The organism is Corynebacterium sp. LaCa_23, from assembly GCF_058182375.1.
Genome location: NZ_CP190825.1, coordinates 19,855 through 40,247 on the forward strand (window position 1 = coordinate 19,855; position 20,393 = coordinate 40,247).

Here is a 20,393-nt window from a genome sequence, read left to right on the forward strand (position 1 = left end):
GCTACCCCGCAAACTGAACAGCTTGGTACGTTTTCCTCCAGACAGCAATTGAGATCGGGAAAAGGAGGTGACTATGAGCCCGCGATTTTCGGCGTCAGCACCATTGGATTCCATGAGTGAAGAAGAGCTAATGGTGCCGGAGCGTTTGGCGCTATCTTTCGAGGTAATTCCGCCGCGCCATGATGCCGATGAAGCCAAAATCGACCGTTTGCTGGAAACCTTGGAAAGCTACCACCCGGATTATATTGCGGTGACAAGTTCCAAACGGTCCGGTTGGCTCGAAGGGACGACGGCCTTTATCGAGCGGATTTCGCGCACCACCTCGATGCGTCCGCTTGCGCACCTGGCCTGCACGGCTGGTTCGCGCACGGAACTTATCGGCTGGACCAACCGCTTGGTCGATGCCGGTGTCCGCGGCCTGCTGGCCCTGCGCGGGGACCTGCCAGAGGAAGGTTTGCCGGAGCACTATCCGCAGCATGCCGATGAATTGATAAGCCTCATCCGGCAACTAGAAAGGCAGCAAGCCGCGCGGTTTGCCGCTGGCCGCCTGGCCGTCGGAGTCGCGTGCTATCCCAGCGGGCACGTTGAATCTAAAAACGAAGATGAAGATTTTGACGTCTTGCTCAAAAAGCAACGCCTCGGCGCGGACTTCGCCATTACCCAACTATTCTTCGACGCCCAGGATTACCTGCGCTTTACCAAAAAGGCCCAACTGGCCGGGGTGCATATTCCCCTTATTCCGGGAATCATGCCCATGACCAGCCTGCGCCGGGTGGAGCGAATGGGAGAGCTGTCCGGGCTCGCCGTGCCCGAAAGGGTGCGGTCGGCGCTCGCGGCAGCGACAACCCCAGAAGAAGAATACGAAACCGGCATGGAACTGACCGCCGAACTAGCCCGCGACATCGTGGCTGGTGGGGCGAGCGGGCTCCATATATATACCCACAACAATCCCGACAATACTCACGACCTACTAACCCGAATCGGAGTAGACAATGACCAACGCTAATTTCCCCAAGGCGACAATTGAGGGCTATCCCCGCATTGGCGCCAACCGCGAGTTGAAGCGCGCGCTCGAGTCCTACTGGGCCGGCCGCATCGATGCGGAGACCTTCGAGTCCGCCGCACACTCTCTGCGCCTGGATACCTATAACCGCCTGCGCGACCTCGGCCTGACCGAGGACTACGCCATCCCGGCAGACGTCGCTTACTACGACCAGGTTCTCGAAACCGCACTGACCGTCGGTGCCGTTGCCGGTGAAACCCTGGATGATGAGTTCACCCTGGCCCGCGGTAATAAGGACACCGCGCCGCTGGAGATGACCAAGTGGTTCGACACCAACTACCACTACATCGTGCCGGAAATTGCCGATGACCACGCCTTTAAGGCGTACCCACAGCGCATTATCAAGCTGGTAGAAGAAGCCCGCGAAGCAGGCCACACCGTGCGCCCGTACCTCGTTGGCCCGGTCACCCTGTTGGCCCTATCCAAGCAGGCTGAGGGTGCTGCCAAGGCCCCGCTCGAGCGCCTAGATGATGCCGTTGCCGCTTACCAGGAGGTTCTGGCGGAGCTGCACAAGGCCGGCGTGGAGTGGATCCAGTTGGCAGAGCCTGCCCTCGTTGCAGACCTGACCAACGCCAGCGATGAGGACTTGGCTGCATATACCAAGCAGGCATACTCCGCCATCCTGGGTGCAAAAGAGCGCCCACAGGTCTACCTGACCACCCCGTACGGCTCTGCCCGCAAGGGCCTCGATGTCATCGCAGAGCTCAAGCCAGAGGCCGTTCAGGTTGACCTTTCCGTCGGCACCTTGGCCCTGGATGAGGGCTACCTCGAGCGCGTCAAGAACCTGAACACACACGTCGTCGCTGGGCTTGTCGATGGCCGCAATGTTTGGGCCGCCAACCTGCGCGACCTGCGCTCCAAGTACGAGGACCTGGCCGGCAGCATCGATGAACTGTCCGTATCCACCTCCGTGTCCTTGCAGCACGTGCCGCACTCCGTCGAGGCAGAATCCAAGCTGCCTGCCGATGTCGCCCCATGGTTCTCGTTTGCCAATGAAAAGGTCAAGGAAGTCGTCGCCCTGGTACAGGGCCCAGAGGCAGCCGAAGAGGCCTACAGCGTCAGCGACCGCGCCGTGCGCACCCGCGCCGAGTCCGAGCGCATCAACAACGCCGCCGTGCAAGAGCGCATCTCTCAGCTGCCGGAAGGCGAGGTCAAGCGCGAGCCGGCCTTCAACGAGCGCAAGGAAGCACAGAAGGAGCTCGGCCTGTCGGAGCTTCCGACCACCACCATCGGTTCCTTCCCGCAGACCAAGGAAATCCGCCAGGCGCGTGCCGCGCACCGCAAGGGCGAGCTTTCTGATGCTGACTACAACTCCGCCCTCAAGGACGAGGTTAAGTCCGTCATCGAGCTGCAGGAGCGCCTCGGCCTGGACGTCCTGGTCCACGGCGAGCCAGAGCGCAATGACATGGTGCAGTACTTCGCGGAGCTGCTCGATGGCTTCGTTACCACCGAGAACGGCTGGGTACAGTCCTACGGTTCCCGCTGCACCCGTCCGCCGATCGTGGTGGGTGACATCTCCCGCCCGGCTGCTATGACCACCGAGTTGTCGAAGTTTGCACAGTCGCTATCGGAAAAGCACGTCAAGGGCATGCTGACCGGCCCGGTCACCATCCTGGCGTGGTCCTTCGTCCGCGATGACGTGCACCAGTCCGTATCCGCGGACCAGCTGGGCGTGGCCTTGGCAGATGAGGTTCGTGACCTGGAGGAAGCCGGCATCGACATCATCCAGATCGATGAGCCAGCCCTGCGCGAGCTGCTGCCGCTGCGCGAGCAGGATCGCAAGGCCTACCTGGACTGGGCAGTGCGCTCCTTCCGCTTGGTAGCCCTCGAGGCCAAGCCCACCACACAGGTACACACCCACCTGTGCTACTCGGAGTTTGGCCAGATCATCGACGCCGTCGCCGGCCTCGATGCAGACGTCACCTCCATCGAGGCAGCGCGCTCCCGCATGGAGCTGCTGGAGGATATCGATGACACCTTCCACTCTGAGATTGGACCTGGCATCTACGATATCCACTCCCCACGCGTGCCTTCCGTGGAGGAAATGGCAGAGCTTATCCGCGCCGCACTCAAGAACGTTCCGCTGGATCGCCTGTGGGTTAACCCGGACTGCGGATTGAAGACCCGCGGTTACGAGGAGACCGAAACCTCCCTGCGCAACATGGTGGAAGCCCGCGATGTGGTGCGCAACGCCCTCTAAATAGAACCTGAGAAATTCTAGGTTCTTAAAGAAAACGCTATGCAGCCGGTCTGCATAGCGTTTTCGTGATCTTGTACCCACCCGCGACGCTATGGCCGGAACCGGATTACCGTGGGCGCTATGAAGCATTCAGCATTTCGCAATAGCCAAGAATCCTTTCTTTCTGACTCCCTGGCCGGGTTCATCGCCCAGCATCCCGATGCCACCTGGCACGACGCGGGTTTTATTGGGCGCAGCACCCCGCTGCGCACAGCCGATGATAAACCGGCGGTCGCGGTCATCTCCGGTGGCGGATCCGGCCACGAGCCCATGCACGCCGGCTTCATTGGGCAAGGCATGCTCGCCGCTGCCTGCCCGGGCCTGCTGTTTACCTCCCCGAATGCGGTTCAGGTCAGCGAAGCCACGCAGTGGGCCGATCAGGGCAGGGGAGTGCTGCACATTGTGAAGAATTACACCGGCGATGTCATGAACTTCACCGTGGCGCGCAATGCTGCAGAGGCCGTAGATACTCGTTCCGTCTTGGTTGCCGATGATATTGCTACCGAAGGCACCGGCGAGGGCCCTGGCCGGCGCGGTACGGGTGCCACGATCCTGGTGGAAAAGGCGGCCGGTGCCGCGGCGTACCGCGGCGATGACTTGGATAAGGTCACCGAGCTTGCGAAACGGACCGCCGATCAATCCCGCAGCATGTCCGTGGCACTGGGATCCGGCTTTTTGCCCACCACGGGGCGCGAGACCTTTGATCTGGATGACGGGCACATGGAAGTCGGCGTGGGGATCCATGGCGAGCCTGGCACGCACACGGAGAAGGTTGATAATGCCCATGCCATCGTGGCCACCGTGCTGGAAAAGCTGGGTGCTGCCCTCGACATCAGCAGCGGCGACGAGGTGGTGTGCCTAGTCAATGGCTTGGGCGGCACCACGCCTTTGGAGCTGAGCCTGGTCTTTGGCGAGGCTTCCGCGCAGCTAGCGGAGAAGGGGATTACGGTAGTGCGCTCCATGGTGGGCAACTTCGTCACCGCGGTCAATATGCACGGCGTATCCATCACGCTGCTCAAGGCGGACGACGAGCTGCTCGAGCTTATCGATGCCCCAACCCAAGCCCCCGCCTGGCCGCATACCTTGGGCGGTACAAAGCAGGTGGAATCGGCGCGGACTACCTTTGAAGATGAACTGCCCACCGAAGGCGAAGAGAACCAGTGGTTGAGTGACTTCGTTGACCGGGTGCAATCTTCCATCGAGGAGCTGACCGAGCTCGACCGCAAGGCCGGCGATGGAGACTTCGGTACCAATATGGAGGCGGCGCTGGAAAGCATTAAACTGCCGCTGCGCGGCTCGGATGATGAGATTTTCACCGGCCTGGCCAAGCGCTTCCTCGTTCTTGCGGGCGGAACCTCGGGCGCGGTCTTCGGCAGCTTCTTCAACGACATGGCTCGTGCGGAGACCTTAGCGGAAGGTTTGAGCAGCGCGGCGGAGTTCATTCAAGAACTGGGCGGCGCGCAGCGCGGTGATTGCACCATGCTGGATGCGCTCATTCCGGCCGCGGAGAAGGCGCAAGAAATCGGTGCGGAGCGCCCAGACGAGCAAACGCTCCAGGCCCTGTACGAGGCCGCGCGGGAGGGTGTGGAAGAAACCGGAAAGATCGCCGCCAAGAAGGGGCGCGCGTCCTATCTGGGCGATCGCAGCAAGGGAGTCATAGATCCCGGTGCCCTCGTGGTTAGCTGGCTATTTGGGGGACAAGCCCTGTCAGCTGAGTAGGGGAGAACGATAGCGCGATCGCTGAGAGCGTTATGTCTTGCACAGCGGAGAGGAAGTAAATTCTTTACAATGGCTGGCATGACTCAGAAGACCGCAACTGCAACGATGCATACCAACTACGGCGATATTGTTATCGATCTCTTCGGTAACCACGCACCGGTAACCGTTGAAAACTTCATCGGTTTGGCCAAGGGCGAAAAGGACTACTCCACCCAGAACGCAAAGGGCGAGCAGTCCGGCCCGTTCTACGATGGCGCCATCTTCCACCGCATCATCGATAACTTCATGATCCAGGGCGGCGACCCCACCGGCACCGGCCGCGGTGGCCCGGGTTACCAGTTCCAGGACGAGTTCCACCCAGAGCTGCAGTTCGACCGCCCATTCCTGCTGGCCATGGCAAATGCTGGCCCAGGCACCAACGGTTCCCAGTTCTTCATCACCGTGGCGCCGACCCCGCACCTGAACAACCACCACACCATCTTCGGTGAGGTTACGGACCCAGCTTCCCAGGAAGTCGTTTCCAAGATTGGCAAGGTCGACACCGACCGCATGGACCGTCCGCACGAGGACGTTGTCATCGAGTCCATCGATATCGCCTAAGCGTTTTCTCGTACCGCGCCCGGCACCACACACCTTGCTGTGGTGCCGGGTTCGTTTAGTTTTATCCGAATGCCAACAAAGGGTCAGCTTCTACGCCATGGTGAAAAATTATTTGCGAACCGCCCCTGTTACTTCGGCCATTGCCGCGATCTGCATCATCGCGTGGTCAATTACCGCGGCACAAGCTCGCACATTGGGCGAGACCTTCTTTCTCTCCACGCTGAGCCAAGACTGGGCCTTGTGGGGGCCGCAGTACGCCGATGCGCCGCTAACGGCGCTGTCCTCGGAATTCATGCACTTGGACGGCGGGCATCTCGCGGTCAATATGGTGATGCTCCTGCTCATTGGTAGGGAAGTAGAGCGCGGCCTCGATACCGGGTTATACATTGCCGCGTATCTGGTTTCTTGTTTGGGTGCTTCCGCCATGGTGCTGTGGTTCGATTTTGGCACGCCCACGGTAGGCGCCTCCGGGGCGATCTTTGCGCTGATGGGCATGCTGGTGGGCGTCTTCCGGCAACGCGGGATGGACTTGCGCGCGCCCATCGTCCTCGTATTGGTCAATGTGGGCTATACCTTCGTCGCAGAGGGAGTCTCCCTGTGGGGCCACCTGGGTGGGTTGTGCACCGGCATTGTCTTGAGCTTCTTCCTCTTTCATCGAAATAAATCCGTGCGCTGGGCGGGTGTCGCTCTTACCGGTGCGGTCATCATTGTGTTATTGGCCCTGCGAGCTGGGGTTTGGGGATAACTGTGGAATTTGATCACCGGAATGGGTGTGCGAAAGAAATCCACAATAGTTATCCACATTGTGGATAACCACATTCTTGTAATTTACCGAACGCTTTTCCGGAGTTTTCCCTGATCACACAGGTTATAGCGGTATCGGCGGCCGAAAAATCACCTGTGGAAGCCCGTGAAAACACTTATCCACAGGGTGGGGATAAGTCTGTGAAATAAATATTCCACAGGTTTCTTCCACAGCCTGTGGATAACTTTGTACCCATCGTGTGGGCGAATAGGTAGATTGGGGCCACTGACCTGCACAAGGAGGACTGTGGATAAACAACCGCACGCCGTGATCGTCGGCGCAGGGCCCAATGGGCTCACCGCCGCGGCCCGCCTCGCTACAGCCGGTTGGCGCGTGGATGTGTATGAGCGCGCCAGCCACCCGGGTGGGGCAGCGGCATCGTCGACGGAGATCTTTCCGGGCACCATCGTTGATCTTGGCGCGGCCGGTCACCCCTTCGGCATCGCGAGCCCGGCCTTCCGCGCACTCGATCTGGAATCCCACGGCCTGCGCTGGCGCCATGCGCGCTATCCCATGGCCCATCCACTGGAGGGCGCGCCGGCGGGCATTCTCCACAATTCCCTAGAGGAGACCGCCGCGGGGCTCGGCACCGATGCCAGGGCGTGGACCCGCCTGCACGGCCACGTGGTGCGCAATATCGACGCACACGTGAACAACGCGCTCACCCCGCTGGTGCGCTGGCCCGAGCACCCGGTGCGCTTGGCGCAATTCGGCGCGCCGGGCCTGCTCCCGGCGAGCGCGCTCGCGCGGGCGGCATTTACTTCCCCGCAGGCCCGCGCCTTATTCGCCGGTAGCGCGGTGCACGCCATTACCTCGCCTACCAGGGCTTTTACCTCCGCTTTCGGCCTGCTCTTTGGCGCGCTCGGCATGACCCACGGCTGGCCGGTGGTAGAAGGCGGTACGCAGGCGCTTGCCGATGCCCTCGTCTCCCTCCTCCGCTCCCACAACGCCCGCATCTACACCGGCGCCGACATCACGGATGTGCGCAGCCTGCCCCGCGCGGATGCCCTTATCCTCAATCTCACCCCGCGCCAGATCCTTAGGCTGGGCGGGCTCGACCTTCCTGCACGGACTCGACGAAACCTGCGGCGGTGGCGCTATGGCAGCGCGGTGTACAAGGTGGACTTTCACCTAAGCGAACCCGTGCCGTGGGCCGATCCCCGCGTGGGCCAAGCGGGCACCGTCCACGTGGGCGGCAGCGTGGAGGAGATTGGTGGGGCGGAAAGGGACATCGGCAAGCGCCGCATGCCCGAGCGTCCCCTGGTCATGGTGTGTCAACAGCACGTGGCCGACCCATCCCGCGGGCTGGTGCTGTGGACCTACGCGCACGTGCCGCACGGCTATGAGGAGCGTTATCCACGGGAGGTGACCGGCCTTATCGCGCGGCAGATCGAGCGCTTCGCACCCGGTTTTCGCGATACCATCCTGGCCACCCGCGCGACGAGCCCAGCTGACCTGGAACGCTGGAACCCCAACCTGGTGGGTGGCGATATCGCCGGTGGCGCGATGACCGGGCTGCAGACCGTGCTGCGCCCGCGCCTCTCCGCGCACCCGCACCGGCTCGCGCCGGGAATATTTATGGCTTCGGGGTCCACCGCGCCCGGGGCCGGCGTCCATGGCATGCCCGGCTGGTGGGCCGCTGGGGATGTGGCTACCCCTTAATAGGAGCCCGGCGTTCGCAGTAGAGGAAAACCGCACCGATCATCCACAGCGTTACCGCGGCAAGATATTCAGGGGTGGTCGTGGTCTGCGGCTCGATACTATTGCCTGGGATAAGCCCAGTAACCAGTGGCTCCAGCACGAAACCGAGCACGGCAACGTAATCTAGCCAGCCCAACCTGTCGGAAAATGCCCCCGCCACGCCGAAAAGTGGCCCGGCGATAAGGGCAAAGAGGAACCACGCGGCATTGGAGGAAAAGGCCGTCTGCCAGTCGTAGATGCCAAAGGCGAAAAGCAGCCCGTAGTGCACCGCCAACATGAGCAGGAGTATGCCGGCTCCTGCGAAAAAGGCCGTGGTCCACCGGTGGGAGCACGCCTTGCCCATGAGGTAAGCAAATAGCGCCCACACCATGCCAGAGCCCAGCACTGGGCCAAGGTAATTGCGTAAGGACAGGCGCGCGGGTGCGGTGCCTTCGATCAGGGCGGGATCAGAAAACGCGATATGGACGACGGCATAGGCCACCGAGACGGCTAAGCCGGCCAAGAGAACGTACTGGGACCGGTGCCGCGGCGGTGCGGGTGAACGACTGGGCATGGTGTGCTCCTTGAGATGAGGATCCCGCCATGTCCGAGGCGAGTACTTGTGAAGGACATGAAACGGTTATAATTTCAATAATAATTGCATGCGCGATATCGCGGAAGAGCACTCTTAGTGGTCATTTAGACAGTAGATCGCACCCAATTTATCCCTGCGCTTTTGCAAGGTAGCTGCTTGATGACAAGACCGGAGGGTCCAGTTGAGCAGACTGATTATCAAGGCAATGAGCATGGATATGTCTCAAAATGCACATGTACGGCTAGTCATGAAGCAACAACCACAGTGTTAAGGGCTACGTAACTTAAAGGAGATACGTGGTCAGTTTTCATCTCTATTCTTCCGTAGGTCATTCATTGGTCGGGCGCATAAAGATATCCATCATCGATAAGATGGGATCTGACGAGGCAAAGATCCGGTCTGTTATATCACGCGGCGACCAGCTATCAGGGAAATCCTTGAACTCATTTGTGACAGTTCCGAGGGCCAAATCGGGACTATTTTTAACAGCCGTGAGGATGGTGAAAACCTCGTCAGGGGTGGCGTGGAAAGAGTTTATGTCATTAGCGCCGGTGGCATCAGCAATGCTGGCCCAATCATTTACTTCCGCAATATCGCTTAAAATATTAGAAACAATAGTTTCTGGTTTTAAATCCATATTTACGTTCTCCTGACGTGACGCGGTGGTTGGCGTAGGTAGCGCGCTTGCTAGAGAGAAGCCGAGGGTAGAGGTGGCATCGGCAAGCGATACTTCCTAAAGATCAATGTAGTCCAGTGGCTGGTGCGGGTCTATGCCTAAACGAAGTTGAGCATCACAGTCGATAGTCCTCGAAAATCTCACATAAAAAATTGAAAGTGACCCCATTGACAGCGGCTTATGGTACCAATAGGTTATAACATAGTGCTGCGCTGGGATATCGGCGCGTTTATGGGACGGTGCCTGCCCACACAACAGAAAAGTGAACGAAATATGCAGACACAGACGAAGGGCCGCGTAGAAGGCCTGTACATCGACGAGAACGTCGAGCTGCGCGCTGGTGCGCTGAACTTTGGCGGGCGCATTGAAGACATCTCGTTTGGCGATGTCCCCGCAGCGCACGCGGCCTGGCAATCCGGTGACCCAAACGTTTTGCTGTGGGTCCCAGGTTTTGTGGACTTGCACAATCACGGCGGCGATGGGGGAAGCTTTCCCAATGGTGATTATGACCAGTGCCGCGCCGCCGCGCGATTTCATCGCGCCCACGGCACCACCACGCTGATAGCCAGCATGGTTTCTGGAACGCAAGCGGAGCTGTGCGCGCGGGCGGAGCTGCTTGCCACGCTGGCAGAAGAAGGGGACATCGCCGGCATCCACATGGAAGGTCCATTCATCGCCGCGGCCAAGTGTGGCGCACAGGATCCATCGCGCATCGTGCCGGGAGACCCAGGCTTTTTCCGCAGGGTGATCGATGCCGCCCGCGGCCACCTGCGCTCTATTACCTTCGCCCCAGAAACCCAGGCCGCTGCAGAGATCCTTGAGGTTTGTGCAGAACACGATATTATCGCCAGCTTGGGCCATACCGAAGCCGATTATGAGACCACGCTGCGGATCATGGAGCAGGCGAAAGACTTGGGCGTCACCGTGACCGGGACCCACCTTTTTAATGCCATGCCGCCCATCCACCACCGTGCACCCGGCACGGTGGCCGCGCTACTCACCGGCTCGAAGGCCGGCGATGCGGGGGTAGAGCTTATTGCCGATGGCGTGCATCTTGCCGATGGCACCGTGGATATGGCCTATAACCGCCGCTCCTTTGCGGTCACCGATGCGATGGCCGCTGCCGGCATGGCCGATGGCTCCTATGAGCTGGGCTCCCTGCCCGTTACCGTGACCGATGGCGTGGCGCGGGTGGACAGTGGCGCCATCGCCGGTGGAACCTCCACCTTGGCGCAGCAATTTGCGCGTTTTGCCGCGCGCCACGGCGCAGAGGAGGCGGTTCGGTTTACCTCCACCACGGCCGCTGACGTACTGGGGGATAAGGACATAGGGCGTTTGGCTCCCGGCAAGCGCGCCAACCTCGTGGGCCTGAATGCGCAATTCGAGCCCATGCGCGTCATCGCTGATGGCATTGACATCACCGCCGCGACAGATACTGATTCACGTTAGGAAATACTGCATGGACATCCTCATTCGTTCCACACCAGCAGAGGTGGCTATTGCCGCCGCCGATATCTTCGTCCGCTATGCCAACGCCGGGGCCACCTTGGGCCTGGCCACGGGTTATACTCCGGTAGCGATGTATCAAGAACTCACCGCCCGCTGCGAGCGCGGGGAGGTGAGTTTCGCTCGCAGCCGCGCCTTCCTCCTCGATGAATACGTGGGGCTGGATCGCTTCCATGAGCAGTCGTATTACTCCACCATCCGCCGCGTATTTACCAGTCACGTCGACTTCATCGATGAGTTAGTGCAGAGCCCCGAGGGCGATGCCGCGGACTCGGACCGCGCCGCAGCCGCCTATGACCAGGCCATTCGCCATGCTGGCGGCATCGATATCCAGCTGCTGGGCATTGGTGGCAATGGGCACATCGGCTTTAATGAGCCCTCCAGCTCCTTGCAATCGCGCACCAGGCTGGAAACGCTACACCCGCGGACGGTGCAGGATAATGCCCGCTTTTTCGAGAACACGGATAGCGTTCCTCGCTACGCGCTGACCCAGGGGCTCGGCACCATCAGCGAGGCCCGCCACCTATTGCTGCTGGCCACTGGGACTGAAAAATCCAGCGCGGTCCGTGACATGGTGGAGGGCCCGCTGTCCGCGCACTGCCCGGCCTCGGTCCTCCAGCTACACCAGCGGGCCACGGTGATTCTCGATGAAGACGCGGCTTCCCAGCTGGAAGATCACGAGTACTACCGCTTTGTGGATGAGCACCGTCCGCACTAAAGCCCTCTTTTACCTCTTTACACCTTTGAAAGGACTCCTCCCGTGAAACTCAATATTATGGGGCCGCTGCAGCGGCTCGGAAAGGCGTTGATGGGCGCCGTGGCAGTACTGCCTGTCGCGGCGATCCTCGGCGGCGTTGGCTACTGGATAGCCAGCGTTGCCGGCCAGGATAACGTTGTCGCGCAGCTGCTCGTCAGCTCCGGTGGTGCCGTGCTGGATAACCTGGGCTGGATCTTCGCCGTTGCCATCGCCTTTGGCCTGGCCAAAGACTCCAATGGTGCCTCCGCACTGTCCGGTTTCCTGGCGTATGCCACCTTCATGAAGCTCTTGGGCCCCGACGCGGTGGCCGGCTATCGCGGCATCGAAGATCCCGAGGCTCTTACGGGCGATGAAGCCGTCGAATGGGCGGCTGAGGGTTGGAATGCAGTCGGTGACGGCAACGTTCTTTTCGGCATCCTTGCAGGCATCATGGCGGCGATGGTCTATAACCGCTTCCATGGCACTAAGCTGCCGGACTTCCTGGCCTTCTTCTCTGGCCGCCGCCTCGTCCCCATCCTCACCGCGCTTTTCGCCATCGTGGTTTCCGCCATCCTCTACTTCGTATGGCCCTTCATTTACCACGCGCTCTTCAACTTCGGTACCTCTATCCAAGGCCTCGGTGCTGCGGGTGCGGGCATCTACGGCGTGGCCAACCGCCTGCTCATTCCCACGGGCCTGCACCACGCACTGAACTCCGTGTTCTGGTTCGACGTTATTGGTATTAACGACATCGGTAACTTCCAATCCGGCCAATCCACTATCGACGCGGCCGCCGCGGCTACCTCCGCCGCAGAGTGCCCTGGTATTTGGGAAAACGGTCAGTGCACCGTGGACGGAGTTGTTGGGCGCTACCAGGCCGGATTCTTCCCGATCATGATGTTCGGCCTGCCAGGTGCCGCCCTGGCCATGTACCTGCGCGCGGATAAGGGCCGCCGCAAGGTCATCGGCTCCCTCATGGCCGCAGGCGCCCTAGCTTCCTTCTTCACCGGCGTGACCGAGCCGCTGGAGTTCTCCTTCATGTTCGTTGCCCCGCTGCTCTTCGTGGTGCACGCGCTGCTGACGGGTCTGTCGGTCTTTATCGCCTCCGCAATGGAATGGACCGCGGGCTTCGGCTTCTCCGCAGGTTTTGTGGATATGTTGTTGTCCTCGCAAAACCCGCTGGCCAATAAGTGGTACATGCTCCTAATTATGGGCGTTATCTTCTTCGCCCTGTACTTCGTTACCTTCTACTACCTCATCGGCTGGTTTAACTTGAAGACCCCGGGCCGCGGCGATGATGAGGACGCCCCTGAAGACGACGATGCCGCCACGGGCGATGATAAGACCGCCGCTTCTGCCTCCCGCATCATCGAGGGTCTCGGCGGCAAGGACAATATCGATTCCTTGGATTACTGCACCACCCGCCTGCGCGTGGGCGTGAAGGATCGCGCGCTTGTCGATGACCCCACTATCAAGCGCGCCGGTATCTCCGGCGTCATCCACCCTTCCGAAAAGAACGTGCAGGTCATCGTGGGCCCCTCCGTGCAGTTCATGTTTGATGAGGTCAACCACCAACTGCGCACCGGCTCCGCCTCGGTAGCTACGAAGTCGGCGAAGCCCAGCGAAGAGGCTCGCCCGGCGGAGAAGATCGGCACCGATATTCAGCTCCACGCCCCGTTCGAGGGAACCGTCGTGCCGCTTTCTGAGGTCCCCGATGAGTCCTTTGCTCAGGGCATGGTGGGCGAAGGCTTTGCCGTTATTCCTACCGTGATCGATGCCTTCGATGTCTGTGCCCCAGTAGATGGCACCATCACCATGGTCTTCAAGACCGGCCATGCCTTCGGCATGCGGACTGAAGAGGGTCTTGACCTGCTCATTCACATCGGCATCGATACCGTGGAATTGAAGGGCGAGGGCTTTACCAAGCTCGTGGACAAGGGCGATGTCGTCCGCGCCGGCACCCCCATCATTGCGGTGGAGTCTGAGAAGCTGCGCGAACGCGGCATCAACCTCATCACCCCGGTGGTCTGCCCCACGGTAAAGCAGATCGCTGGAGTAGATATCGAACACGAGGGCCGCGCTGACCAGAGTGTCTCTGTTGCCCGTGTGCGCCCGGCTGAACACTAAGGCCTAAGCACGGAAACCCTCGCGGTCACCTTGCGGTGGCGGCGAGGGTTTCTTTTTGGCGGCGGTCTAGCGCCAGCCCATGGTCATGAGCAAACCAATGAGGGCGAGGCCGAAACCAATCCCGTAGTTCCAACCGCCGAGCTCCGCCATGAAGGGGATGGATTCACCGGCGAGATAATTGACCACGAGCCACAGCAGGCCAATGACCATCAGGCCAAGCATGATGGCCACGTACCACTTCGGGGTGCCTTCAGAGTTGATTTTGACCGGGGTGCGATTCGCCCCGGCAGAGCTCGATACCTGGGTGGCAGAGCTCTGGGTGATCTTTGACTTTGGCATAAGAGACCTTCTCTAGATTTCAGTTCTTATCTCAGTGCTTACTGATGAATTACGATACCAGCAGCGGTGGTTACGGCAGTAGCGCCGAGGCTTCGAATTTCCAGATGCGAACCTCTACGTCCTGATCCTTGCGGATGGTATCGCCAGGATTGATGGACGTCCAACCGATCTTATTGCTATCGACCAAGGCGCCGGTAGGAATTGGCTCGCCCACGCGCAGCTGGCCATTCCAGCCCGCCTGGCGCAGGGCATTTTCGGCTTGTCCTTGATTCTTGTGCATTACCTCGGGTGCCTTCATGAGCATCCCATTGGATACCTCAATGGTGACAGTCTGGCCCTTTTCCAGCTGCGCGCCCTGGTTGGAGACGTTTAGCACGGTGCCTTCCGGCTCTAAGGAATCGACTTCGCGGACATTGACGTCGAAGTCACTGGCTTCGAGGCGGCTGCGCGCATCCTCTTCGTTCAAGCCGGAAACATCAGGAACGCGCTTCTTTTCGATGCCCTTAGACACCGTCACCCGGACCTTCGAGCCCTTGGACAATTGGGTACCACCCGCGGGGTTCTGCTGGATTACCTCGCCGGCGGGGGCCTCATCATTGCGCTCGGAAATATCGGAGTTCAGCTCTAGGCCTGCCTCTTCCAAGACCTGCGCGGCCTGATCCAAGTTCATGCCGGTGATATCCGGGACATCGATGATTTCCTTGCCGGAAGAAACGGTCAAGGTAACCGAGGCATTCTTCTGCAATTCCGAACCCGGGGCCGGATTGATGCGAATCGCCTTATTGCGATCGATATCCGGGTTAGCCTCTTCGTTAACGGTGACGAGAAGCCCCAAGTCCTCGAGATCTTTGACCACTTCATTGCGCGGGCGGTTTTCTACCTCCGGCACGATGACGCTATTGTGCTCCGCTACCTCGGTTTGGTCACGGCCACTCCTATCCTTTTCATCGTCGCTACTCCAGAAATCCCAGGCAAAATAGCCCAAGATGGCGACCAACAGCGCGACGAGGAGCAGCGCGAGCCATTTCATCCAACCGCCGCCTTCATCCTCTTCGGGTGCTCCGGTAGGACGCGTCGATTCGATCGGTGCCCGGTGGGATGTAGCAGTAGCGGTGGCCGGCGCGGGCATCGCCGTCGTGGCATCGTCCTCGTTGACGTGCATGCGGGCGGCCTCGGTGACCTGGCCCGTGCGCAGGCGGTCCAAATCGCCGGCCATCTCCCAGGCGGACTGGTAGCGGTCCGCGGGGTGCTTGGCCATCGCGGTCAGTACCACCGCATCGATATTGACCCGCTGGGTGGGGGTCAACGAGGGATCATCGATAAGCTCCGAAGGCGGGGTCGGTTCTTCCTGCACATGCTGGTAAGCCACGGCAAAGGGGGTTTCGCCTTCGAATGGGGTGCGGCCGGTGAGTACCTCGTACATGACGCAGCCCAGCGCATAGACATCGGAACGCGCATCGGCGTTCTTGCCGCGCGCCTGCTCCGGGGAAAGGTACTGGGCGGTACCGATAACGGCAGAAGTTTGGGTCATCGCCGAGGTCGAATCATCCAATGCACGGGCGATGCCAAAGTCCATCACCTTCACCTGGCCGGTATTGGTGAGCATGATATTCGCCGGCTTGATATCGCGGTGAATGATTCCCGCCTCATGGGATGCCTGCAAGGCCTCCGCGACCGGCTTGAGGATCTCCGCCGCCTCTTGGGCAGGCAGCGGGCCATCTTCGCGAATAATATCGCGCAGCGTGGCCCCGTTGACCTTCTCCATGACGATATACGGGATGGTCATGCCGTCCATCTCGGTCTCGCCGGTGTCATAGACCGCGACGATATTGGGATGGTTGAGCCTGCCCGAGTTCTGCGCCTCGCGGTAGAAGCGCTCGCGAAAGTTGATATCGCGAGCCATCTCCGTGCGCAGCATTTTTACCGCAACTTGCCGGCCTAAAGTGGTGTCCTCTGCGGCAAATACCTCGGACATACCGCCGGAGCCGATGATCTCACCGAGCCGGTACCGGTCATTGACCATGGCTTAGTCACCATCCTGTCTTAATAGGTCAGATAAATCCCCAGGGAGTTCATCGGGCTGTGAGTTTACTGTGTTTTTCTGCTCAGGTGTATTTTCGACGTGCGTCTCCTGCGGCTGGCGCTGCTGGGGCTGACGTTGCTGCGTCGGGGTATTCGGGGCCTGCTGGTTTCGCGTCGGGGCCTGCTGGTTCGGGGTCTGCGGCTGCCGGTGATTATCGCGCGGCGCCTGGTTGCCCTCCCGATCCGTAGGCTCCGTCTCCGTTACCGTCACTTCCTGCGGCGTCTCATTAGTATCTTCTTCCTCCAGGGTTTCTACCTGCGTGGTCGTGGGATCCCGGTATTCGGTGACCACGGAAGTTTCCTGGGTAGACGAAGGCTCGCTGTCGCCGCCCTCGCTACTCATGAGGTTCATGATGGCGTAGCCGGCCGCGGCAAGCAGGGCGATGGCCGCGACGATACCCAGGCCTTTAAGGAAAGACTTCCCGCCCTTCGAATCGCTTCCCGGGGCTGGTGCTGACTTGCGCTGTGGAGCTGGCGTCCCCGCCGCTGGATGAATGGTGGTGGGCTGGGCGACATCGGCAAGCATCTCCGTCGATGCCGAGGGCGAAGGCTCTGGGGCCTGCTGGTGGGGCGGAATGGACTTGGGCTGCGGTGGGCGCTTGCCCAGGCGCACATCGGATACCGCGACCGTAAATTCATTGCCATCGGCATAGCGGGTATTGGGATCCTTGCGCAGCGCGATACGAATGAGCTCGCGCGCCGGGGCGCTAATCGTGGTCGACAGCGGTTCAGGCTCTTGGTTGATGTGGGCAAGGGCGATGGACACGGAGGAATCGCCCGAAAAGGGTCGCTTACCGCCGAGCATCTCGTAGCCTACGACGCCGAGCGAATAGATATCCGAGGCAGGGGTGACCTCCTTGCCCTGCGCTTGCTCAGGCGAAACGTACTGGGCGGTACCTACCACCATGCCGGTGCGCGTGAGCGGTACCGAGGCAGCCGCCTTGGCGATGCCAAAGTCCGTAATCTTTACCTGCCCATTTTGGGTAATCATCAGGTTGCCGGGCTTAATATCGCGGTGCACCAATCCCATCCGGTGGATAATGGATAGGCCGTGACCCGCCTGCTCGAGCACGTCCAGCGCGAGTTCTTCCTGCAAGGTGTTCTCGCGCGCAAGCAGGTCCGCGAGGGATTCGCCCCGCACGTATTCCAAGGCCATGAAGCAGAATTTGCGGCCATTATCTTCCAGCTCGCGGTAGTCATACGTGGCCACCACGTTATCGGACTGGATAGATTCGGCCGATTCCGCTTCATTGCGGAAGCGGGAGAGGAATTCCTGGTTATCGGAAAATTCCGGCCGCAAAACCTTGATGGCTACTTCGCGGTCATTGCGAGTGTCATCGGCAAGCCACACCGTTGACATGCCACCGTGGCCAATGATCCACTGCAGCTCGTAGTCGCTGCCGATGAGTTCCTGGAGATGGTCCTTATTCTCGGTATTCTTCATTACTGCTCCCCCTGGTATGCGCTCAAGATGGCACGACCAATTGGGCCAGAGACTCTGCCGCCCGTTGCGGATTCGCCCAGGTTACCGCCGTTCTTGACGACGACCCCGACGGCAATATCGCGGTCCGGGTCAAAGGCCACGTACCACACGTGCGGAGCCAAGCCTTCGCCGTGCTCGGCGGTACCGGTCTTGGATGCAAAGCCATTGCCGTCGTAGCCCCACGAAGAACGCTCGGAGGCAAACATCAAGTCCTTAATGGTCGATGCGGTCTCTTCCGTCACGGCCTCGCCGCCCTTCTTGGGCTTGGTGGTGCGGATCTCCTTCATCTGGGCATCGGTAATGCGATTGACCAGGTAAGGCTCCATGCGCGTGCCCTTATTGGCCACGGTGCCGGCCATGACTGCCGCTTGCAACGCGGACATAGTGACATCGCGCTGGCCGATGGCCGATTGCGCCGTCGCCGCACCATCTGGAAGGTCGCCCAAGGTACCCCCGGAAGAAGAGACTCCCAGATCGTATTTCTCACCAATGCCGAAAGCATCCGCGTATTTGCGCAGCTCATCCGCGCCAATCTGCTCAGACATCTGCACAAATGCGGTATTGCACGACAGCGCGAACGCGGTCTGCAGGGTGACGGAATCTTGGCCGTTGCATTTCTCATTGCCGTAGTTGGTCAGCTCCGTGACGGCATCCGGCAGGGTAATCACGTTGGCACCGGTCAGGCTCGACGAGGGATTGAATCCATTATTCAACCCGGCCGCAGTCGTAATGATCTTGAAAATAGATCCCGGTGGCAAGGTATCCGCCGCTGCATGGTTGACCAGTGGCTGGCCCGCTTGCTCCTGCAAGCCCGTCCACGCCTCATCGGCGGACTCGCCGACCAGTGAATTCGGGTTAAAGCCCGGGTTGGAGGCCATGGCCAGAATCTTGCCCGTCGATGGCTGGATGGCAACCGCCGAACCTTCGTATCCCGGACCCGCCAACTGGTCATACGCGGCCTGTTGCAATGCTGGGTCGATGGTGACCTCTACATTGGCGCCCTGGGTGGGCTTATTCGCGATGGTATCCAGCCAGTGCTGCTTGAACAGGGAATCATCCGTGCCATTGAGAATGTCATTTTGCGAAGATTCCAATTCCGAAGCGCCGAATTGGCTGGACAAGTATCCGGTGATATTGCCAAAAGCAGGCGAATCGATGGGATAAGACCGGGAGTAGGTCTCATCCGGGTTTTCCGTGGATTGCGCCAGCACCGTATTGCCGGAATAGATCTGGCCGCGCGGGGTGGTCTGCAACTCAATAAACCCGCGCGAGTTCTTAGCGTTATGCGCGTATTTATCGTCCGAAAATGCCTGAATCACCGTCAGGTTCACCAACAGAATTGCGGTCAAGACGATGGCAAATAGGGACACTAGGCGGATGGATTTGTTCATCGGTAAGCCTCCTGAACCGACGGGAACATGGAGGTGTCACTCGGAGCATTGCTCGAGTTCTCCTGCATGGGTCGGCGTGCCGCGTTAGAGATCCGCAGCAAAATCGCCAACAGTACATAGTTAGCCATGAGAGAGGAACCACCGGCGGACATGAAAGGAGTGGTCAAGCCGGTCATCGGCAGCAGGGCGGAAATGCCACCGGTGACGACGAAGACCTGTACCGCCAAAGTAAGAGAAAGGCCTGAAGCGACCAGTTTGCCGTACGTATCGCGGGTACGCAACGCGGTATTGAATCCGCGGGTCACCAACATGCCAAAGAGGACCAAAACGGCAGCTAGGCCAATCAGGCCCAATTCCTCGCCGATGGCGGCGAGGATGAAGTCAGAGTGTGCCACCGGCACCAATTCAGGGTGTCCTTGGCCCAAGCCGCTGCCGGAAATACCGCCAGAGGACATACCAAAAAGGGACTGGGCCAATTGGTAGCCGGTGTTGTCGTAGTTAGCCAGCGGGTCCATGAAGTTGGAAAAACGCTGCTGGATTTTTTCGGATACCTGGTAAATGCCAAAGCCACCGATACCGACGAGGACGAGGCCAATAAATAGCCAACTAACCCGGCCGGTAGCCATAAATAGCATGCCCAGCACCGTGCTAAAGAGCAGCAATGCCGGACCGAAGTCATTGGAAATGCCCATGATGATAATGGCGATGGCCCACACGATGAGAATGGGGGCGAGGTCGCGCAAGCGGGGCAGGGAAATTCCCAAGAAACGATAGCCAGCCACGGTAAAAAGGGATCGCTTCTGCGTTAGCAGCATGGCAAAGAATAAGATCAGCATGATCTTGGAGAACTCACCCGGCTGGATGGAAAATGGCCCGAAGTTCAGCCAAATGCGCGCCTCAACGCCATCAGGTTGTGGCCACACCAATGGCAGCGCCAACAGTACGAGGCCGGCTGCGCCTAAGATATAGGAGTAGCGGGTGAGTGACCGATGGTCCTTGACAACCGCCAGGACCAGCACAAAGAGCACCAAGCCAACGACGGTCCACATGACCTGACGGACCGCGAGACCCCGATCATTGACCAAATCCAAGCGGGCCAAAACGATAAGCCCAATGCCATTAAGGATGGCCACGATAGGCAACATGATCTGGTCCGCGTAGGGTGCCAAGAAGCACATTGCCAAGTGGGCAATGGTAAAGACACCAATGAATCCACCGATGAGGTAGATCAAGTCCGTCGTAAGCGCATTATCTTGCGACAGCTCCAAACTGACCAAGGTAATGGCAAAGACAGCCGCGGCGAGAATAAGGAGGCCGAGTTCGATTCTTCGGCTAAAAAACTTCTGCATCAG

The 20,393-nt window shown here is 59.8% G+C and carries 16 protein-coding genes; 9 read left to right on the top strand and 7 right to left on the bottom strand.

Annotated features, from left to right (window positions below; translation table 11 throughout):
• Window positions 1–73 precede the first annotated feature (73 nt).
• The 6 genes from ACP8IT_RS00110 to ACP8IT_RS00135 all read left to right on the top strand — a co-directional run bounded on the left by ACP8IT_RS00110 (window position 74) and on the right by ACP8IT_RS00135 (window position 8,088).
• Window positions 74–1,006 (top strand): methylenetetrahydrofolate reductase, encoded by a 933-nt coding sequence (locus ACP8IT_RS00110; protein ID WP_039885330.1) that lies wholly within the window; start codon window positions 74–76, stop codon window positions 1,004–1,006.
• Window positions 993–3,263, top strand: a complete 2,271-nt coding sequence (metE, locus tag ACP8IT_RS00115; protein ID WP_490290147.1) for a 5-methyltetrahydropteroyltriglutamate--homocysteine S-methyltransferase — start codon at window positions 993–995, stop codon at window positions 3,261–3,263. Before ACP8IT_RS00110 ends, metE begins: the two co-directional genes overlap by 14 nt.
• Before the next feature lie 120 nt (window positions 3,264–3,383).
• Window positions 3,384–5,021, top strand: a complete 1,638-nt coding sequence (locus ACP8IT_RS00120) for a dihydroxyacetone kinase family protein (RefSeq protein WP_490290148.1) — start codon at window positions 3,384–3,386, stop codon at window positions 5,019–5,021.
• Window positions 5,022–5,090: 69 nt separating this feature from the next.
• On the top strand, window positions 5,091–5,621 hold the full coding sequence (locus ACP8IT_RS00125) for a peptidylprolyl isomerase (RefSeq protein ID WP_005280498.1): 531 nt from the start codon (window positions 5,091–5,093) through the stop codon (window positions 5,619–5,621).
• Between the two features lie 97 nt (window positions 5,622–5,718).
• Window positions 5,719–6,366 carry a rhomboid family intramembrane serine protease gene (locus tag ACP8IT_RS00130; protein WP_490290149.1) on the top strand — a complete coding sequence of 216 codons (648 nt, stop codon included), beginning with the start codon at window positions 5,719–5,721 and terminating at the stop codon, window positions 6,364–6,366.
• Between the two features lie 306 nt (window positions 6,367–6,672).
• Entirely contained in the window at window positions 6,673–8,088 is a 1,416-nt protein-coding gene (locus ACP8IT_RS00135) for a phytoene desaturase family protein (protein WP_490290150.1), read from the top strand.
• Here the strand turns inward: ACP8IT_RS00135 and ACP8IT_RS00140 are convergent.
• Window positions 8,078–8,680, bottom strand: a complete 603-nt coding sequence (locus ACP8IT_RS00140) for a hypothetical protein (RefSeq protein WP_284609497.1) — start codon at window positions 8,678–8,680, stop codon at window positions 8,078–8,080. The two genes, ACP8IT_RS00135 and ACP8IT_RS00140, sit on opposite strands and share 11 nt — an antisense overlap.
• 349 nt (window positions 8,681–9,029) lie before the next feature.
• Window positions 9,030–9,338, bottom strand: coding sequence for a hypothetical protein (locus ACP8IT_RS00145; protein WP_278722478.1), 309 nt, complete (start codon window positions 9,336–9,338; stop codon window positions 9,030–9,032).
• 312 nt (window positions 9,339–9,650) lie between these two features.
• Between ACP8IT_RS00145 and ACP8IT_RS00150 the strand changes: the two genes are divergently transcribed.
• The 3 genes from ACP8IT_RS00150 to nagE are packed head-to-tail and all read left to right on the top strand — an operon-like array spanning window position 9,651 to window position 13,746.
• On the top strand, window positions 9,651–10,826 hold the full coding sequence (locus ACP8IT_RS00150; RefSeq protein ID WP_284609496.1) for an N-acetylglucosamine-6-phosphate deacetylase: 1,176 nt from the start codon (window positions 9,651–9,653) through the stop codon (window positions 10,824–10,826).
• Between the two features lie 10 nt (window positions 10,827–10,836).
• Window positions 10,837–11,601: a glucosamine-6-phosphate deaminase gene (gene nagB / locus ACP8IT_RS00155; RefSeq protein WP_490290151.1), complete on the top strand. Its 765-nt coding sequence runs from the start codon at window positions 10,837–10,839 to the stop codon at window positions 11,599–11,601.
• A gap of 57 nt (window positions 11,602–11,658) precedes the next feature.
• Window positions 11,659–13,746: an N-acetylglucosamine-specific PTS transporter subunit IIBC gene (gene nagE, locus ACP8IT_RS00160; protein WP_284610539.1), complete on the top strand. Its 2,088-nt coding sequence runs from the start codon at window positions 11,659–11,661 to the stop codon at window positions 13,744–13,746.
• Window positions 13,747–13,812: 66 nt separating this feature from the next.
• Here nagE and crgA read toward each other — a convergent pair whose 3' ends face one another.
• The 5 genes from crgA to ACP8IT_RS00185 all read right to left on the bottom strand — a co-directional run bounded on the left by crgA (window position 13,813) and on the right by ACP8IT_RS00185 (window position 20,390).
• Window positions 13,813–14,085: a cell division protein CrgA gene (gene crgA, locus ACP8IT_RS00165; RefSeq protein ID WP_005276080.1), complete on the bottom strand. Its 273-nt coding sequence runs from the start codon at window positions 14,083–14,085 to the stop codon at window positions 13,813–13,815.
• A gap of 70 nt (window positions 14,086–14,155) precedes the next feature.
• Entirely contained in the window at window positions 14,156–16,108 is a 1,953-nt protein-coding gene (gene pknB, locus ACP8IT_RS00170; protein WP_490290152.1) for a Stk1 family PASTA domain-containing Ser/Thr kinase, read from the bottom strand.
• Window positions 16,109–16,111: 3 nt separating this feature from the next.
• Entirely contained in the window at window positions 16,112–17,611 is a 1,500-nt protein-coding gene (locus ACP8IT_RS00175; protein WP_490290153.1) for a serine/threonine-protein kinase, read from the bottom strand.
• Complete coding sequence (locus ACP8IT_RS00180; RefSeq protein WP_490290154.1) at window positions 17,611–19,041, bottom strand: penicillin-binding transpeptidase domain-containing protein; 1,431 nt, start codon at window positions 19,039–19,041, stop codon at window positions 17,611–17,613. The genes ACP8IT_RS00175 and ACP8IT_RS00180 overlap by 1 nt, the downstream gene beginning before the upstream one ends.
• Window positions 19,038–20,390, bottom strand: coding sequence for an FtsW/RodA/SpoVE family cell cycle protein (locus ACP8IT_RS00185; RefSeq protein WP_005276093.1), 1,353 nt, complete (start codon window positions 20,388–20,390; stop codon window positions 19,038–19,040). The genes ACP8IT_RS00180 and ACP8IT_RS00185 overlap by 4 nt, the downstream gene beginning before the upstream one ends.
• Window positions 20,391–20,393: the final 3 nt, after the last annotated feature.

Bases quoted from the DNA above. Each gene is read 5' to 3' on its own strand.
- ACP8IT_RS00110 (WP_039885330.1), top strand. From the start codon at position 74: ATGAGCCCGCGATTTTCGGCGTCAGCACCATTGGATTCCATGAGTGAA.
- ACP8IT_RS00180 (WP_490290154.1), bottom strand. From the start codon at position 19,041: ATGAACAAATCCATCCGCCTAGTGTCCCTATTTGCCATCGTCTTGACC.
- nagB (WP_490290151.1), top strand. From the start codon at position 10,837: ATGGACATCCTCATTCGTTCCACACCAGCAGAGGTGGCTATTGCCGCC.
- ACP8IT_RS00130 (WP_490290149.1), top strand. From the start codon at position 5,719: ATGGTGAAAAATTATTTGCGAACCGCCCCTGTTACTTCGGCCATTGCC.
- ACP8IT_RS00140 (WP_284609497.1), bottom strand. From the start codon at position 8,680: ATGCCCAGTCGTTCACCCGCACCGCCGCGGCACCGGTCCCAGTACGTT.
- ACP8IT_RS00185 (WP_005276093.1), bottom strand. From the start codon at position 20,390: ATGCAGAAGTTTTTTAGCCGAAGAATCGAACTCGGCCTCCTTATTCTC.
- crgA (WP_005276080.1), bottom strand. From the start codon at position 14,085: ATGCCAAAGTCAAAGATCACCCAGAGCTCTGCCACCCAGGTATCGAGC.
- ACP8IT_RS00145 (WP_278722478.1), bottom strand. From the start codon at position 9,338: ATGGATTTAAAACCAGAAACTATTGTTTCTAATATTTTAAGCGATATT.
- ACP8IT_RS00150 (WP_284609496.1), top strand. From the start codon at position 9,651: ATGCAGACACAGACGAAGGGCCGCGTAGAAGGCCTGTACATCGACGAG.
- ACP8IT_RS00125 (WP_005280498.1), top strand. From the start codon at position 5,091: ATGGCTGGCATGACTCAGAAGACCGCAACTGCAACGATGCATACCAAC.
- ACP8IT_RS00175 (WP_490290153.1), bottom strand. From the start codon at position 17,611: ATGAAGAATACCGAGAATAAGGACCATCTCCAGGAACTCATCGGCAGC.
- nagE (WP_284610539.1), top strand. From the start codon at position 11,659: ATGGGGCCGCTGCAGCGGCTCGGAAAGGCGTTGATGGGCGCCGTGGCA.
- ACP8IT_RS00120 (WP_490290148.1), top strand. From the start codon at position 3,384: ATGAAGCATTCAGCATTTCGCAATAGCCAAGAATCCTTTCTTTCTGAC.
- pknB (WP_490290152.1), bottom strand. From the start codon at position 16,108: ATGGTCAATGACCGGTACCGGCTCGGTGAGATCATCGGCTCCGGCGGT.
- metE (WP_490290147.1), top strand. From the start codon at position 993: ATGACCAACGCTAATTTCCCCAAGGCGACAATTGAGGGCTATCCCCGC.